The organism is Paenibacillus mendelii (assembly GCF_024498075.1).
In the GTDB taxonomy this organism is placed as follows: domain Bacteria; phylum Bacillota; class Bacilli; order Paenibacillales; family Paenibacillaceae; genus Paenibacillus_Z; species Paenibacillus_Z mendelii.
This window is the reverse complement of record NZ_JANHOF010000010.1, coordinates 108,326-125,283: the sequence shown is the minus strand read 5'-3', so window position 1 is coordinate 125,283 and position 16,958 is coordinate 108,326. Positions and strand designations below refer to the sequence as shown.

13 protein-coding genes are annotated in these 16,958 nt (G+C 51.1%); all 13 read left to right on the top strand.

Annotated elements, in window-relative coordinates; translation table 11 throughout:
• Positions 1 to 94: 94 nt before the first annotated feature.
• The gene (locus NNL21_RS24950) at positions 95 to 862 is read left to right on the top strand and encodes an SDR family NAD(P)-dependent oxidoreductase (protein WP_204820135.1); all 768 of its coding nucleotides are present in this window, start codon (positions 95 to 97) and stop codon (positions 860 to 862) included.
• Positions 863 to 1,126: 264 nt separating this feature from the next.
• Positions 1,127 to 3,241 carry a TIM-barrel domain-containing protein gene (locus tag NNL21_RS24945; protein WP_204820134.1) on the top strand — a complete coding sequence of 705 codons (2,115 nt, stop codon included), beginning with the start codon at positions 1,127 to 1,129 and terminating at the stop codon, positions 3,239 to 3,241.
• Between the two features lie 35 nt (positions 3,242 to 3,276).
• Complete coding sequence (locus NNL21_RS24940; RefSeq protein ID WP_204820133.1) at positions 3,277 to 4,296, top strand: LacI family DNA-binding transcriptional regulator; 1,020 nt, start codon at positions 3,277 to 3,279, stop codon at positions 4,294 to 4,296.
• Between the two features lie 903 nt (positions 4,297 to 5,199).
• Entirely contained in the window at positions 5,200 to 6,825 is a 1,626-nt protein-coding gene (locus tag NNL21_RS24935) for a peptide ABC transporter substrate-binding protein (protein ID WP_204820132.1), read from the top strand.
• A 105-nt stretch (positions 6,826 to 6,930) separates the two neighbouring features.
• A complete protein-coding gene (locus NNL21_RS24930; protein WP_204820131.1) occupies positions 6,931 to 7,878 on the top strand; it encodes an ABC transporter permease in 948 nt (315 codons plus the stop codon).
• Positions 7,865 to 8,809, top strand: coding sequence for an ABC transporter permease (locus NNL21_RS24925; RefSeq protein WP_204820130.1), 945 nt, complete (start codon positions 7,865 to 7,867; stop codon positions 8,807 to 8,809). The genes NNL21_RS24930 and NNL21_RS24925 overlap by 14 nt, the downstream gene beginning before the upstream one ends.
• A 16-nt stretch (positions 8,810 to 8,825) precedes the next feature.
• Positions 8,826 to 9,821 (top strand): ABC transporter ATP-binding protein, encoded by a 996-nt coding sequence (locus tag NNL21_RS24920; protein WP_204820129.1) that lies wholly within the window; start codon positions 8,826 to 8,828, stop codon positions 9,819 to 9,821.
• A 5-nt stretch (positions 9,822 to 9,826) separates the two neighbouring features.
• Positions 9,827 to 10,792: an ABC transporter ATP-binding protein gene (locus tag NNL21_RS24915; RefSeq protein ID WP_204820128.1), complete on the top strand. Its 966-nt coding sequence runs from the start codon at positions 9,827 to 9,829 to the stop codon at positions 10,790 to 10,792.
• Between the two features lie 272 nt (positions 10,793 to 11,064).
• A complete protein-coding gene (locus NNL21_RS24910; RefSeq protein ID WP_204820127.1) occupies positions 11,065 to 11,793 on the top strand; it encodes a DNA alkylation repair protein in 729 nt (242 codons plus the stop codon).
• 215 nt (positions 11,794 to 12,008) lie between these two features.
• Positions 12,009 to 12,833: an alpha/beta hydrolase family protein gene (locus NNL21_RS24905; protein WP_204820126.1), complete on the top strand. Its 825-nt coding sequence runs from the start codon at positions 12,009 to 12,011 to the stop codon at positions 12,831 to 12,833.
• Positions 12,834 to 13,176: 343 nt separating this feature from the next.
• Positions 13,177 to 13,698: an RNA polymerase sigma factor gene (locus tag NNL21_RS24900; protein ID WP_204820125.1), complete on the top strand. Its 522-nt coding sequence runs from the start codon at positions 13,177 to 13,179 to the stop codon at positions 13,696 to 13,698.
• On the top strand, positions 13,691 to 14,788 hold the full coding sequence (locus NNL21_RS24895; RefSeq protein WP_204820124.1) for an anti sigma factor C-terminal domain-containing protein: 1,098 nt from the start codon (positions 13,691 to 13,693) through the stop codon (positions 14,786 to 14,788). Before NNL21_RS24900 ends, NNL21_RS24895 begins: the two co-directional genes overlap by 8 nt.
• A gap of 93 nt (positions 14,789 to 14,881) precedes the next feature.
• A complete protein-coding gene (gene nagZ, locus NNL21_RS24890) occupies positions 14,882 to 16,240 on the top strand; it encodes a beta-N-acetylhexosaminidase (RefSeq protein WP_204820123.1) in 1,359 nt (452 codons plus the stop codon).
• Positions 16,241 to 16,958 lie beyond the last annotated feature (718 nt).

Below are 16,958 nucleotides of genomic sequence, written 5' to 3'. Positions count from 1 at the left end.
GCCATACGCCGAAGCTTCCTAGCTGGCGTATGGCGATTCTTGATGAAAATCTAAGCTGTTCGAATGAAAACAAGGGGAATTGGGGTGAGCCGTGATGAGACTGCAAGGGCAAAGGGCGCTCGTAACTGGAGGCGCACGGGGAATCGGCAAGGGTATCGTGGAGCGTTATCTGGCTGAGGGAGCCAAGGTTATCGTGATGGACCGCAGTGAAGCGGACTTGAAAGAAACGCAAGCGGAGCTCGCGGAAGCCGGTTATGGCGATTCCGTTAGATTCCTGGTATGTGACATTAGCGATCCGGAGCTATTGGAGCGCCAAGCTGCAGAAGCGATTAGTTATTGGCAGGGATTAGACATTCTCGTTAATAATGCGGGCATTGCTTTCCGTGAGCCTTTCATGGACATTACCCCTGATCACTGGAACAAAGTGATGAACATTAACTTGAACGCGGTATTTCAATTAAGCCAGATCGCAGCCCGGCAGATGATCCAGCAGGGCACGGGCGGGAGTATTGTCAACATGAGCTCGAAGAACGGCTTGGGCGGCAGCCCGATGCTGGCGCACTACAATGCTTCTAAAGCGGGTATCATTTTAATGACGCAGTCGATAGCGGTAGAGCTTGCGCCTCATGCGATTCGCGTGAACGCAGTAGCTCCCGGGTTCATTGACACGCCGTTGGACCGGGCGCTGCGTGAGAAAGAGGGGCTTCCGCCTTATTCGGAGCGTACGCCGATGAAGCGCCTTGGTACCATCGAGGAAGTGGCCAATGTGTTTCTGTTCCTGGCCTCGAAGGAGTCCTCTTATGTAACGGGAGCGACGATTACCGTAGATGGAGGCCATATGGCCAATGCCAGCGAGGTTTAGTATGTAATAGGTTTGGGCAAGGGCAAGGATCCGGCATCGCCAAGGTGCTGGGTCCTTGTTGTTTTTCCGGGGGATTAGAATGAGTTCCGTATGCTGGGACAGCAGGCTGCAGAACATCGTGGGCATGCCCTCCACTGCCTCGTCCGCAAGGTCTGGCAGAGGATGATCCGCCTGCTGTAAAGTGTTGACAAATCAATGAAACCTGATAGTTTATTAGATGAAGAAAGCGCTTAATTGTCTTGGGAGACAATGGGAGGGGCTTGAATGATGGCGGACGGCATAGGTTGGGTGAAACGGGCAGCTGGTGTTTGGAGTGGTCAAATCGGGAGTGTTGAACGGGTGACCCCGTTATCGATTGTGGATCGCGGACCTTCATTAGAGGCATTGAGTGGAATGGGTGAAGCTGACAATCCGTTTGACGGCGACTCTGTTCGGGCATGGACGACTAGCGGGAAGACGATTGTATCATTGCCGCTTCACGAGGAAGAGCGAATCTACGGGTTTGGCCTGCAGTTTCATCTTATGAATCATCGGGGCCGCACCAAATATCTGCGGGTGAACAGCGATCCGAAGGAGGATACAGGGGAGAGCCATGCACCTGTACCCTTCTTCGTATCGAGCCGCGGTTATGGCGTGCTGGTGAATACAGCTCGGATTGCAACCGTGCATTGCGGTTCTACCGTTCGGGGCGACAGTCAGAATGCGCCGTACATACGTGACCGCAATACGGATGCCGACTGGCTGGCGACTCCGGTATCTGACTTGACTGAAATCGTCGTGTCGGGTGACGGTGTGGAGATTCTGCTGTTTGCCGGGGACACGATGATGAATGTCGTGCGTAGATACAACCTGTATTGCGGCGGTGGAACACTTCCTCCAAGATGGGGCCTGGGCTTCTGGCATCGCGTGCCAAGCGGATATACGGCTGAGCAGGTGATGGAGGAGGCGGAGCAATTCCGCCTAAGGGATTTTCCTTGTGACGTAATTGGACTGGAGCCGGGCTGGCATTCTTCAAGTTACCCCGTCACCTATGAATGGTCCAAGATTCGCTTCCCTGACCCCCGCCGGTTTATGGCGGAGATGAGCTTACGCGGTTTTCAAATCAACCTATGGGAAAATCCTTATGTCGCTCCTTCTGCAGATATCTATCCCAAGCTTGCGCCGTTGTCGGGCTCTTATACGGTATGGGGTGGAGTGGCGCCGGACTACACGGTGCAAGAAGCAAGAGAGATTTATATGGAGCAGCACCGGGATGAGCATGTGGATGCCGGTGCAGCCGGCTATAAGCTGGATGAATGCGACGGCAGTGAATTGACGGGGTCCTCATGGATGTTCCCGGCCCATGCTGAATTTCCGTCTGGACTGGACGGAGAGCAGATGAGGCAAGTATACGGCCTGTTGTTTCAGCAAATGACGGACGAGCTCTATCGGCAGCGGGGGAGACGCACATATGGGCTCGTCAGGGCATCCAATGCGGGGAGTGCGCCGATGCCCTATGTGCTGTATAGCGATCTATATGATCATCGGCAGTTCGTGCGTGCATTATGTAATTCCGGCTTCAGTGGTCTATTGTGGACGCCCGAGGTACGTGAAACACGCAGTGCGGAGGAATTCGTCCGGCGCATGCAGGTCGTTTGCTTCTCTCCGCTGGCAATGTTGAATGCGTGGTCATCTGGTGTTAAGCCATGGACGTATCCGGAAGTGGAGCCGATAATACGCAAGTACTTGAAGCTGAGAATGCGGTTGATTCCTTATTTGTATACGTTGTTTGCCAACTATTATTTTGAAGGTGTGCCGCCGATTCGCTCGATGCAGCTTGCGTTTGGGTTATCCGGTGAGAGAACTGTGGCTGCTGGTGACGATGACATAGCCTATAAAGCGATGATGGCGCGGGAGATGGACGATCAGTTCATGGTGGGTGATGATATGCTTGTTGCGCCGCTGTTTGCGGGGGAAAGCGGGCGAGAGGTCATTCTGCCTGAAGGGGACTGGTATGATTTTGAGACGGGTGAACTTTATGAGGGGGGTAGGGTTGCCCTCATAACGGCAGGTCTTGACCGTATTCCGGTCTTCATGCGATGCGGCGCGATTGTTCCTCTAATGCCGGAGCTTCCTCATGTTCCAGCTGCGGGTGAGGCGGTACCGCTAACTGTACGCCATTATGGCAATAGTGAAGGTCGCTTCGAGCTGTATGACGATGATGGACAATCCTTCGCATATGAAGCGGGGGGTCATCGTTGGCGGACGCTAGCAGCCAATCGGTTGAAGGATGGGTCCTGGCAAGGAAGTGTTCGGGATTCCAATGTAAAGATGGGTGCAGGGATGGAAACGGAAGGCTTCGCCTACAGTGAAATCAGCTGGGAGTTCATGCATAAATAGTCGATCACGATAGGGATGGAGAGGAAGGCTGCCAAGTGAAGCCTACGATATACAATGTTGCATCCAAAGCGGGCGTGTCAATTGCGACCGTCTCGAAGGTGCTCAACAAAACCGGACGGATCAGCGAAGGGACGCGGCGGCGCGTCGTGGAAGTGATGGAGGAAATGGGTTACCAGCCGAGTGTGATCGCTTCAGCGCTAACGGGCAAGAGTACCTTCACCATCGGGATGCTTATCCCCGATCTGGCCAATCCCTTCTTCGCGGAAGTGGCGCGAAGCGCGGAAGATCGGGGTCATGAGCTTGGGTTCAATCTGGTCATGTGCAGTACAGATAATGATCCGGCTAAGGAAGTTGATTATATCTCCTTGTTGAAGCAGAAGAGTGTGGATGGAATCATCTTGTCAACTGTGACCACTAATCATTCTACCGTGAAGGATATCCTGAAGCTCAATATTCCAGTTGCGTTAATTGCCCGGGACATGCCTACTCTCGCAGTCGATACCGTTATTGTCGACGACTTTATTGGAGGCTATCTGGCAGCGGAGCACCTCATTGAATTGGGGCATCGGCGAATTGCTGTCATAGCCGAGGATATGAATGTGATGAGCAGCAGCGAGCGCGTCCGGGGGTACAGGAGTGCGCTTGAAGAGAATGGACTGGAGTATGACGATGCGCTGGTCAAAGAAAGTGACTTCACCATCCAAGGCGGCAAATTGAAGTCTGGAGAGCTGCTTGATTCCATCCATTCGCCAACGGCCATATTTGCCTGCAATGATCTGCTGGCGATCGGTGCGATTCAGGCAGCCCGGGAACGCGGGATGCAGCTGCCGCGGGATTTATCGGTAGTAGGGTTCGATAATACGATTCTAGCCTCCATTGTAGAACCGCCGCTGACGACCGTTGCGCAGCCGATGCGCGACATGGGACGTCATGTGATCGATCTGCTCATTCAAGAGATACGCGGACTCAAGAATCAGAAGCAGCGGATCATCCTCGTTCCGGAATTGGTTGTAAGGGGCTCGACAAGCAAGCGGGTACATACAGGGAATCAATGATGATACTGGGTTTAAGAACAGACGAGATTGCGAGAAGCGGCAGCGGGTAGGCAAAAACGAGCAGCGTGTCCTGGAATGAGGGCGGGCTGCTTTTTTATGTTCGGACAGTCCGCTTTGTCCTAATAAATGTCACACTTGTATCAGGTTTAATGATTGAGTATGTGTAAAAACGATGAATCATCTAGAATAATAATTAAATTTGAAAGTTTCTATTAATAAATCCCAATTATTTCAAATTATAAGGCGGTGTAGTAATTATATTGCAATCATTTGGCGGTACACGCGGAACCCGCAGCTCTGTAAGGGAGGAAAAAATTGGGATAGAAATCATGACGTTGTTCCTGATGAATGAAGCGGTTAGAAATGGAGGACAAAAAAGCATAATTACATAAAAGCACTAAAGCACTGATAAATAAAAGTATAATCGCATGAAAGCATTAAAGCAAAGACGTATAAAAGCAATAAAGTATAATAACGAATTTTTGTTTTTCAAGTGACTAGAGTCTTGAATTTATTTTTCGGGAGTTTTAATTTTTGGTTTCAAACTGAAAAAAAATGGGGAATGATAAATGCTTATCTCCAGTGATTTCAAACGTTTTCACAGATTGCACTTACACAATATTCCATTCAAAGGTATTAATAATTTGATATTATAAAGGTTGGTTCGAATTACCTAAGGGAAAATGGCTGAATTCGGATTATAATAATTATAGAGTGTGGAAAAAGAGCGGTTTCAAACCGATGTGATCACGTCGTTTTTCGAGCTGCGCTTAGTTTATTTGAAATAGCAACAATTAATTTTCATAATTAATGGTAATTAATTTGTTATTTATGAAAAATATTGTGACTATTATATTAGGCTGATTGATACGGCCTACAACTTGAATGAGGGGTGTCATATTAATGAAAGTTAAGTTAACATTCTTGTTAGCTGCAGTTGTCGCCATGGTAGCTGTTCTTAGCGCCTGCGGCTCAGATGGTGGAAGCGGTGGTGATCAAACCTTCCGCATGAATTTGACGGCAGAGCCGCCAACGTTGGATCCAGCACTAATTCAAGACCAAGTGTCTTCTACTGTTATGACAGGTCTCTTCGAAGGTCTTACCCGTAACGAGAAAGGTGAAACGGTAGCGGGCATGGCTGAGAAATGGGACATCTCGGACGACGGCAAGAAATATACGTTTCATATCCGGAAGGATGCAAAATGGTCCAACGGAGATCCTGTAACCGCCCATGACTTTGAATACTCCTGGAAGCGTACGTTGGACCCTGTGATGAGTCCGCCAGCTCCATATGCTTACCAGCTCTACTATATTAAGAATGCAGAGAAATACAACACGCCAGACAGCGGCGTGAAAGTGGAAGAGGTCGGCGTGAAAGCACTTGACGATTCCAGGCTCGAAGTTGAGCTGGAGAACCCAACGCCTTACTTCCTTAATCTGACTTCATTCTACACCTACTTCCCGGTTCACAAGTCCGTGAAGGAAAATCCGAAATGGGCTGCTGAAGCTTCGTCATTCGTTTCCAACGGTCCTTTCAAGCTGGAATCCTGGCAGCACAATGATTCGATTGATCTTGTACCAAGCGAGAACTACTACTTGAAAGATGAGATCAAGCTGCAGAAAGTACATTTTGTTATGATTGAAGATCCGAATACAGAAGCGAACATGTATGAAACGGGTGAGATCGACTGGAGCGGCTTGCCGACGGGCAACATTCCAACAGAGCAATTAGCTAAATTCTTGGCTGATAAAAATCCGGAGCTTTCGGCACCGGCAACGGCCAGCACGTATTACTACGTGGTAAACAACACGAAAAAGCCATTTAACAACGTGAAGGTGCGTAAGGCGCTGGCGATGTCCATTGACCGCAAAGCATTGGTTGAGAAGGTAGTTAAAGGTGGTCAAACACCGGCTTATGCCTATGTACCGCCTGGTATTCGCGGTACGGATAAAGACTTCCGTGAAGAAGTAGACGGCAACCTGTTCAAAGAAGATGCAGTGGAAGCGAAGAAGCTTCTTGCTGAAGGCTTGGCAGAAGAAGGCATGACCGCAATGCCGGTCTTCGAGGTTTCTTTCAATGAAGGGCTTCATAAGCAAGTAGCGGAAGCCATTGCGGATATGTGGAACAAGAATTTGGGTATTACCGTTAAGACACAGACTGTCGAATGGAAAGTATTCCTGCAGAACCGTACGTCCCTTGCTTATGATATCGCGCGTTCCGGCTGGGGTGCGGACTACAATGACGGCATGACCTTCCTTGACATGTGGTTGACTGGCGGAGGCAACAATGACGTTGGCTTCAAAAATGCTGAATTCGATAAGCTGATCAAAGAAGCAAGCACGACTTCCGATCAGAAGACTCGTGTCGATGCTATGGCCAAAGCGGAGAAAATTCTGATTCAAGACAACATGGCGATTATCCCGCTGTACTACTACACCAGCCCGCATTTGGTAAAACCTCATGTGAAGGGTATTGAGATGGATTATAAAGGTGATATTGACTACACGAGAGCCTACATGGAGGAATAGCCTTTAGGTCCGGTTTTTACACAAGTGAAACGGAAATACGTAGGTGACGTCTGACGACGGCCTACGTATTTTCAATTTTGATATCTTTATGGGAGGTGGTGGGTCATGATCCGGTTTTTGCTTCGAAAAACGGTCAATATCGTGCTGTCGCTGTTCGTACTGGCGACCGCCACGTTTTTCCTGATGAAAGCTATTCCAGGCGATCCGTTCATGCAGGAAAAGAACGTACCGGACGTGGTGAGGCAGAACCTCATCAAGTTTTATGGATTTGACAAGCCGATGTGGGAGCAATACCTCGTTTATTTGAACAATCTGATTCATTTGGACTTGGGGATGTCGATGCGGCAGCAGTATCAGAGCGTTAGCGATATTATTGCCCGTTCTTTTACGTACTCGCTGCAGCTTGGTCTTGTCGCGATCGTAGTATCGATTATCGTAGGTATCGCGGTAGGCCTGATTGCGGCTCTGTATCACCGCAAGCTGATTGATAAGCTCGCTATGCTCTTTGCAACACTCGGGATCGCGGTGCCGAACTTCGTATTAGGGACGATTATTCAATATTATTTTGCCAATAAGTTTAGGTTCTTCGATGTCGCAGGCTTGAATGACCCTTCCGACTTCGTTCTGCCGACCATTGCGCTCTCGGTACTGCCGATTGCCTTTATCGCAAGGTTAACCCGGTCTACGATGCTTGAGGTGTTATCGGCCGATTATATCCGGACAGCCAAGGCGAAGGGAATCGGTTCATTAACTATCCTGATTCGTCATGCCCTGCGCAACGGGCTGCTGCCTGTCGTGTCTTATGTTGGCCCCATGACGGCGAATATTATTACGGGCTCCGTCGTTGTCGAATCGATTTTCGGAATAGCGGGTCTTGGCAAATTCTTTACCATGAGTGTATCGAACCGGGATTACACGCTCATTATGGGGATCACGCTGTTCTATGCGGCCATTCTCATGTTTGCAAGGTTCCTTACCGATATCGCTTATGCATTAATCGATCCTCGGATCAAAATGATGAAAAAAGGAGGCGGAGGCCATGCAGCCGGCTGAAATGAATACTCAGGATGGGCACATCGATTCCGCCCAGTTTGCTCGTATTGAAAAGCAAGCAAAGGTAACAGAAGTAGGTGTCACCCGAAGTCGTTCGGCCGGGCAGGAGATTTGGTATCGGCTGCGGACGAATCACTGGGCGATGTTCGGCTTATATGTTCTGGCAGTCGTTATAATAATGGCCATTATCGGTCCGCTCATTTCACAGTATGATTACTACACGACGAATTTGGATGCTACGAATCAAGCGCCGTCCTCCGAGTATTGGTTCGGTACGGATAACCTTGGACGGGATATGTTCTCGAGGACTTGGAAAGGCGCGCAGATTTCGCTCACGGTCGGTTTGGCAGCGGCACTTGCCGATTTGCTGATCGGCGTCTTGATGGGCGGCATCATGGGCTACTTCGGCGGGAAAGTCGATGAGTTCCTTAATCGCTTCTCCGAAGTGCTTTATGCGATCCCATATCTGCTGGTCGTTATTCTGGTCAGTGTCGTATTGGGCTCTAATATGTGGACCATCGTTCTGGCGATGTCCATCACCGGCTGGATTAACATGTCCTGGATTGTACGGGGACAAATTATGCAGCTCAAAAATCAAGAATACGTGCTCGCCTCGCGGTCAATGGGCGCAGGCGGCTTTCATATTTTGCTCCGTCACTTGGTCCCGAATTCGCTCGGTCCGATTATCGTGACGGTCGCTCTATCCGTACCATCAGCGATATTCGCTGAAGCATTCCTCAGCTTCCTCGGTCTTGGCGTGCAATCCCCGGCTGCATCATGGGGCGTTATGATTAACGACGCTTTGTCGAGCTGGAAGATGTACCCGTGGCAGTTGTTATTCCCGGCCGGTATGCTGACGATCACAATGCTGGCTTTCAACATTTTCGGCGACGGTCTTCGGGATGCATTCGATCCGAAAATGAAGGTTTAAACGGAGGTGAATGTCGATGAATGATAACGATACAGTATTATCCGTTAAAGAGCTCCAGGTTGCGTTTCGTACGCGCAGCGGGGAGGTTCAGGGGGTACGCAATGTCACGTTCGACCTGAAGAAGGGCGAGGCGCTTGCGATTGTCGGCGAGTCTGGCAGCGGTAAGAGCGTCACCGCCCAGTCGATCATGCGGCTTATTCCTTCACCGCCTGGAATGGTGAAGGGCGGTACGATCCAATTTAACGGCCAAAATATCTTGAAGAAGTCTGAGAAGGAAATGGAAGCGATCCGTGGGAAAGAAATGGGGATGATCTTCCAGGATCCGATGACCTCGCTCAATCCGACGATGACGATCGGCCGGCAAATTACGGAAGTCCTGATCAAGCACCAGAACATGGACAAGAAACAGGCCCGTCTGCGTGCGATCGAGATGCTCCGACTAGTCGGATTGCCGAGCCCGGATCAGCGCTTCTCCCAATATCCCCATGAATTCTCGGGCGGGATGCGGCAGCGGGCGATGATTGCGATTGCCCTAGCTTGTGATCCTACGCTCCTGATCGCGGATGAGCCGACCACGGCTTTGGACGTAACGATTCAGGCGCAAATATTGGAATTGATGAAGGATCTGCAAGAACGGCTGGGTACGTCGATTATTTTGATTACGCATGACCTTGGCATTGTGGCTGATATGTGTGACCGTGTTATTGTCATGTACGCAGGGAAGGTAGTCGAGGAAGGGACGAAGGATGAGATCTTTAAGAATCCGAAGCATCCGTACACGCGCGGACTGCTCCGTTCGCTTCCTCGTTTGGATCAACCGAAGGATGAGCCTCTCATTCCGATTGACGGTACACCGCCGAACATGGCGAATCCGCCTATCGGCTGTGCGTTCTGTGATCGCTGCGACTTTGCGATGAAAATATGTACCGAAGTAGATTCGAAGATGATCACGCACAGCGAGACCCATGCATCCCGGTGCTGGCTTCACCATAGCTCGTATAGAGAGGAGTGAATGGCATGAATGGAAACTCCGCGCCCTTGGTGGAAATCGAAGGGCTAAGTAAACATTTTCAAGTAGCTGATGGGCAAACACTTAAGGCAGTTAATGATTTGACGCTCGGCATATATAAAGGTGAGACACTTGGAGTCGTGGGCGAATCCGGCTGTGGGAAATCGACGGCTGGACGGACGATTCTGCGGTTGTATGAGCCGACAGCAGGGACAGTCACCTTTAACGGCCAGAATATATATAAGATGGGCGGAAGCAAGCTGAAAGCGATGCGCCGTCAGATGCAGATGGTGTTTCAGGACCCATATGCTTCACTCAACCCGCGCTGGTCGGTGGAAAACATTATAGCCGAACCGCTTGATCTGCATAATCTGGCTGGCAGCCGCAAGGAGCGCCGGATGAAGGTGGAGAGTCTACTGGAGCGCGTAGGGCTGCAATCCTCGCATGCGGATCGTTATCCGCATGAATTCTCGGGCGGTCAACGTCAGCGTATCGGGATTGCCCGCTCGCTTGCGGTCGATCCGCAATTCATCGTATGCGACGAGCCGATCTCGGCACTCGACGTATCGATTCAAGCACAGATTGTTAACCTGCTAAAGGAGCTTCAACGCTCCGAGGGCTTTACCTATATGTTCATCGCGCATGACTTGGCGATGGTGAAGCATATCAGCGATCGGGTGGCGGTCATGTACTTAGGGAAGCTGGTCGAGCTTGCAGAGAGCGCGGACTTGTACGCCGATGCGAAGCATCCGTATACACAAGCACTTCTGTCCTCGATTCCGGTGCCTGACCCGGATATCGAAGCCCGCAAGGAGCGGATCGTGCTTAAGGGCGACATCCCAAGCCCGATCAATCCGCCTAGCGGATGCCCGTTCCGCACGCGCTGTCCGGCAGCAACCGAACGCTGTGCAGCCGAGATGCCGCAGCTGCGTGAAGTGAAGCCGGGCCATCTGGCGGCTTGCCACTACGCTTAGTCCTTATACGAACCGCATCATCTAAACGATGATGCGGTTTTATTGTGTGGAACTTATTGTTGTACCTATTCAGCCGCCTAATGAACGGAGCGATCCGTTTCTTTCTTGCGTTGCGGCGGTACTGGTCGGCGCGGAAGGAGTTTGGGGCCGGCGAAAGGGACAGTCTAAGGGCTGGGTCAAAGCGGTGTCTGGGTTTGGAAGCCTCCTCAATATGGTGTACACTTAATGGAGTTAATTAAAGGTGAAGCGATCGATTGGAATGGGGAGAAGCGATGAATAGTGCCTATGTCAATCAGTTGGAAGAGTGGCTGCGGAGCCAGGCGAATGAGGCGAATGCGGGGCCGATGTCCACGTATATGCGGAATCGGTTTCCCTTTCTCGGATTGAAAAATCCGGAGCGGGTTATATTAACCCGGTCTTTTCTATTGGAATACGGGATGCCGCCGGATGAAGAGCTGGAACAGATCGTTCGGGAGCTGTGGCTGCTGCCGGAGCGGGAGTTTCAATATACGGCCATGCACCTGCTGGAGAAGCGCATGAAGCAGTCCGAGCCGGAGCGGATTGAACTGCTGCAGTGGATGATAACGACGAAATCATGGTGGGATACGGTGGATCTTATTGCCGGTAAGCTCGTCGGCGGTCTGTTCACCCGTTATCCGGAGTTAATACCTGTCTACACGGATATTTGGATCGCTTCGGAAGATCTGTGGCTGCGGCGCAGCGCCATATTGTTTCAGCTGGGGTACAAGCGAGATACGGACCAGCAGCTTCTATTCGATTACATACGACGCTGTGCAGGGGAAGATGATTTCTTTATCCGTAAAGCCATTGGATGGGCGCTGCGGGAGTACTCGAAGACGGACAAAGAGGCGGTCATCGCTTTTGTAGCCGAGACGAAGCTGTCACCGCTTAGCGTACGCGAAGCTTTGAAGTGGGTGCAGGCCAAGGAAGGCAAGGCGATGAAAGGTTTGGACATAGAAACGGAAACGGACTCGACATAGAAACTTGACACGGACACGTACACAGAAACGAAAACAGAAACTGGGAATGGAAACAGAAACAGACACGGAAAACAGAAACAGAAACAGAGCATGATTAAGGGAGCAGGTGCGGCTCCTCCTATAGGCAGAAAATGTTTGACGGTCAATAAAAATCATGATAAAGTTATAACCAAGTAAAGTAGTATGAATTATAGGAATAAAGGCGGTGCCTACGTATGAATCATCCCATAACGATAAAGAGCGGCGATGTGCAGCTGTCCGGTGTCCTACAGTATCCTGAATCTGATAAAGTCGAACGAGGGACGAAGAAGTACCCGATCGTTGTGATTTGCCATGGTTTCGTCGGTAATCGGATCGGTACAGATCGCCTATTCGTCGAGGCTGCGGAACAGCTGACGAATAGCGGCTATCTTGTTCTGCGTTTCGACTATGGCGGCTGCGGCGAAAGCACCGGAGACTACGGCAGTGGCGGACTTGATAAGCTGATCGAGCAAACACGGACCGTGCTTGACTATACGGCAGGTCTCGATCTGGTTGACCCGGATCGCATCATTCTGCTCGGACACAGCTTGGGCGGGGCAGTGGCCGTACTGACGGCTGCGAGGGACAGCCGGGTGAAGTCGCTCGTGTTATGGGCGCCGGTAGCGCACCCCTATATGGATATCCGCAATATTATCGGGAAGCAAGCGGTCGAGGAAATCGAGAAGACAGGCAAAAGCGACTATTTGCATTATGAGCTTACGCAGCATTTCACCAACTCATTGGCGGAATATCAGCCGCTCACTGAGCTGCGCAGCTATAATGGCGACGTGCTGATCGTGCATGGTACGGCCGATACGGTCGTTCCCGTCGACTATTGCTTCCTGTATCAGAAGACGTTCTGGCTGCGCAAGGAAGGCTGCTGCGATAAAGAGGTCATTATGCAGGCAGATCACACCTTCTCCTCGAAGTCGACGCGGGATCAGGCATTCGATGTTACTCTCCGCTGGATTGATTCGCTAGGCAAGCGCCGCTCGGACTGGAGCTATTGGACCATTTAATCTCCTAAAATAAGTTACGAAACGCCTTTCCATTACGGTTGTATACAGCCATAATGGAAAGGCGTTTTTTTTGTTAACATGTGGATGAGTTCCCGGAGAATACACGCTGTGGACAAGAAAGAGGCAGCGATTCTTTATTTCCACAGGCGGCTGTGGATAATGTTGATTGAATGTGAATAAGTTTGTGGACAACTTCTTTTTGATCGTGAATTACCCACATGTGAAAATTGATCTCATTAATTATACAGGGCATATTTCCGTATTATTGTGACTCCGTGCAGCGGATGATGTAACAAAATCGAGTTTCGTTCGTTATCAGGGGGTAGAGGAGGGGAGCGTCGCAATGAATCACCATACATTCACAGAGTTGTTTAAAGCGTATCAGCCCCCTCTGTACCGATATTTGTACCGGACATGCGGATCGAAGGAAGCCGCCGAGGAGCTGCTGCAGGAAACCTTTTATCGTGCGATGCTGTCCCTCCGGCTTGAGGATACGAGGCTCATACGTGCATGGCTCTATAAAGTGGCTCGCAATTTGATGATCGATTGGATGAGGAGAAGGGGGAAGGAAGCGGAGATGCTCCGTCAGGTGGAGCTGCAGTCGACCGGAATGAGCAGCTATCCGATGCCGGAAGAGGCCTACCGGCAGGAATTAAGCAGGAGCTCGATCGCGGCTATAATGGGCCAGCTCCCCGAGCATTATCGAACGATTCTATATTTAAGGGAAATTGAAGGCTTTTCCTACTTGGAGCTGGCCGAATTGCTCGATATCAGTCTAAGCCAGGTAAAGGTGAACCTGCATCGGAGTAAAACGAAATTTAAACAGATTGCGGAGACAATGGAAGGCGGCGAGAGGAATGAGTGACGATTCACGCACAGCTAGAGAGGAAGACCGCGAGGAGCGTCTTCTTGATGAATGGCGGAAGCAGCGGGGAGAGCTGGATCCGGTGCCCGGCTTAACAGCTAGGGAGGAGAAGAAATTCAAGCGAATGATTTGGCGGACGCGCTTTGCCGTTATGCGGAGTGTGGCTGCAACGCTGCTCGTCCTCTATTTTGTATTTCTGATTTATATGATGGTGGCAAATATTACGTTCCTGAAGACGGGGAAGAACGAGGCGTTTATACGCTATGTTCATACGCTTGTTGAGACTCATGAAACGGGTCTGTTTGCAGATAAGACGGGCACACCTGCAGTAGAGCTGACGGGTCTTCTAACCCAAGTGATGACGTTTAAAGTATACAGACCCGTAGGCGAGTGGGATGTCGTGGTTGGGGAAGTGACGGCAAGGAAGCCGATTTTCGGCGATTACTCCTATACGCTGCAGCTGAATGAACAGTATCTCAATGAAAGGAAAAGCTATTCATTCGCGCTGCCGCCGGATTTGTATCCTGGGGATCCTTCGCAACAGCTGATGACGAATCCTCTTAATGCGGATTGGAACCGGTTTGCGCGCATGGAGGATGGATATGTGGGCGAGATGGCATTCTCGACTGTAACGGGTATGGATCCGGAACAACTATTCGACTTGCTTGCCCCTTATGATCTAAGAGTTGTTGCGATGCCGGTTTATTCGGGCGAACTCCAGACGGAGGAGCTCAGTCGGATGTCGCACTCCTCTTCGGGCCAGATTATTTATGTACCGGCATTAATGCTAAGACCTTACGTTGAATATATGGATCGCACGAGGTCTTGGACGCGTTTGATTGCGGATAAGGACGGCCTGGAGAAATCCGAGCATCAATTTATGAAGGATATCCCATGGCTGATTGATCAAGGAGACTATAACGGACGGTCACTCGATAAAGCCCGGATGGCCTACTTGAACGAGCAGGGGCTTCAAGTCTATGGCGCGATCGTGACAGGGCCAATCAGAGAGCTGGAAAAGCTGAAGCAGGAGAAGCAATTGCATCTATTCGAGCTTGGCCGGATCGAGCCGTGGAATTGGCGCGAATGAAACCGTCTGTCCAATGGTATATAATGATCAACGGGGTTAACTATAGTTCATAGAACGCGAAGAGCGAAATGAGCGTCGAGAGCGAGGTGCGGCATGAAGAGACGACAATTGTGGATCATTGCTGCCATTCTGTTGTTAAGCGTGGGCATTATCGGCTGCGCGAAGAACGGCAATCAGGCGGTGAACCAAGGAAACCATCCCATTCAACCGGGCGAATCCAACCAACAGCAGCCCGCAGAACCGCCGACAGGAAATACAGGCGTTACAGGTAATTCAGGTAATACAGGCAATACGGGAAATGCGGGCAACACGGGCGCGGGGAATGATGAGGACGATCGAAACGCCGAGCCTGAGGATGGCTTACTCAGACAGGCACTGGCGAAGATGTCACTTGACGAGAAGATCGGCCAGCTTATCATTGCTGGCGTAGAAGGAACCTCTGCCAATGACAAGGATAAGCGGATGATCGCCGAGCAGCATGTTGGGGGTATCATCTTCTATAAAGATAACCTGGCCTCACCTAAGGAGGTCGTTAAGTATGTGAATAAGCTGAAGGAGTGGAATGGAGCAGGCGCGGCTCCGCTCCTGTTGTCCGTTGATCAGGAGGGGGGCAAGGTCAGCCGGCTTCCTGGGCTGGAAGCCCTGCCTTCAGCCGCGGTGATCGGTGCAGCAGATGAATTGCCGTTTGCCTCTGCGGTAGGATCGCTGCTTGCCCGGGAATCGGAGGCGATGGGGATCAATATGGATTTTGCCCCGGTTCTTGATATCAACAGCAATCCGGACAATCCGGTCATTGGCACGCGCTCCTACGGGTCGACTGCGGATAAGGTGACGACTATGGGAATGGCGGTCATGGGCGCTATTCGAGGCGAGGGCGTTATTCCGGTCGTGAAGCATTTTCCGGGTCACGGGGATACCTCGGTGGATTCTCATCTGGAGCTGCCTGTCGTACACAAAGATCTGGAGCAGTTGAAGGCTTTCGAATGGCTGCCGTTCGCCGAAGCGATCCATCAGGGGACGGATGCGGTCATGATTGCCCATATTCTGTTTCCGAAGCTGGACGACAAGTATCCAGCCTCGTTATCGAAGGCCGTTATAACCGGCCAATTGCGCGGAACGCTCGGATTCGAGGGCGTGGTGATGACCGATGATATGACGATGGGTGCGATCGCGAAGAACTTCGGCATTGGCGAGGCTGCTGTCCAGACGATCAAGGCCGGAAGCGATATCGTGCTGGTCGCGCATGAGTATGGCAATGTCGATAAGGTCATTCAAGCCTTGAAGAAAAGCGTGGGTAAGGGTGAGCTGACGGAGCAGCGTATAGACGAGAGTGTGCTTCGAATATTGGAGCTGAAGCAGCGCTACGAGCTGACGGATGAACCCGTCGCCGCACCGGCGCTAGGCGAGTTGAACGCGGAAATCCGCAGCGTGCTGAAACAATATACAAAATAGGAGAGATGGAGCTGCGCATGTCGCGGCTCCATCTTTTTTCAGTAGCCCGGCAGTGGTAGCCGCTGCCGCCGTACTGATCGGGAAAGGATCAAAGCCTGCCGAGATAGCATGCGGCTGTAATTCCATATTTGGAAGGATGGCCGGATGCCGTCTGCGGCTGTAACGCCAGAAAAGGGAGTTACAGCTTGCAGAGTGAAGCCGCAGCAGAGCTGTAAGGCCGGATTCTACCGTTACAGCTCCTGAATCTGGAAGGGAGGCGGCCATCTGCGGCTGTAACGCCAGAAAACGGAGTTACAGCTCGCGTAGTGCAGCCGCAGTAGAGCTGTAAGGCCGGTTTTTACCGTTACAGCTCCTTAATCTGGAAGAGGGGCTGTCCGTATGAGGCTGTAACGCCAGAAAACGGAGTTACAGCTCGCAGAGTGAAGCCGCAGCAGAGCTGTAAGGCCGGATTCTACCGTAACAGCTCCAGAATCTGGAAGAGGAGCCGGCAACCTGCGGCTGTAACGCCAGAAAACGGAGTTACAGCTCGCGTAGTGCAGCCGCAGTAGAGCTGTAAGGCCGGATTTTACCGTTACAGCTCCCGAATCTGGAAGAGGAGCCGGCCATCTGCGGCTGTAACGCCAGAAAAGGGAATAACAGCTCGCGTAGTGCAGCCGCCGTAGAGCTGTAAGGCCGTATTCTACCGTTACAGCTCTAGAATCTCGAAGAGGAGCCAGCA

Bases quoted from the DNA above. Each gene is read 5' to 3' on its own strand.
- NNL21_RS24930 (WP_204820131.1), top strand. From the start codon at position 6,931: ATGATCCGGTTTTTGCTTCGAAAAACGGTCAATATCGTGCTGTCGCTG.
- NNL21_RS24905 (WP_204820126.1), top strand. From the start codon at position 12,009: ATGAATCATCCCATAACGATAAAGAGCGGCGATGTGCAGCTGTCCGGT.
- NNL21_RS24910 (WP_204820127.1), top strand. From the start codon at position 11,065: ATGAATAGTGCCTATGTCAATCAGTTGGAAGAGTGGCTGCGGAGCCAG.
- NNL21_RS24945 (WP_204820134.1), top strand. From the start codon at position 1,127: ATGATGGCGGACGGCATAGGTTGGGTGAAACGGGCAGCTGGTGTTTGG.
- NNL21_RS24950 (WP_204820135.1), top strand. From the start codon at position 95: ATGAGACTGCAAGGGCAAAGGGCGCTCGTAACTGGAGGCGCACGGGGA.
- NNL21_RS24895 (WP_204820124.1), top strand. From the start codon at position 13,691: ATGAGTGACGATTCACGCACAGCTAGAGAGGAAGACCGCGAGGAGCGT.
- NNL21_RS24900 (WP_204820125.1), top strand. From the start codon at position 13,177: ATGAATCACCATACATTCACAGAGTTGTTTAAAGCGTATCAGCCCCCT.
- nagZ (WP_204820123.1), top strand. From the start codon at position 14,882: ATGAAGAGACGACAATTGTGGATCATTGCTGCCATTCTGTTGTTAAGC.
- NNL21_RS24920 (WP_204820129.1), top strand. From the start codon at position 8,826: ATGAATGATAACGATACAGTATTATCCGTTAAAGAGCTCCAGGTTGCG.
- NNL21_RS24925 (WP_204820130.1), top strand. From the start codon at position 7,865: ATGCAGCCGGCTGAAATGAATACTCAGGATGGGCACATCGATTCCGCC.
- NNL21_RS24935 (WP_204820132.1), top strand. From the start codon at position 5,200: ATGAAAGTTAAGTTAACATTCTTGTTAGCTGCAGTTGTCGCCATGGTA.
- NNL21_RS24915 (WP_204820128.1), top strand. From the start codon at position 9,827: ATGAATGGAAACTCCGCGCCCTTGGTGGAAATCGAAGGGCTAAGTAAA.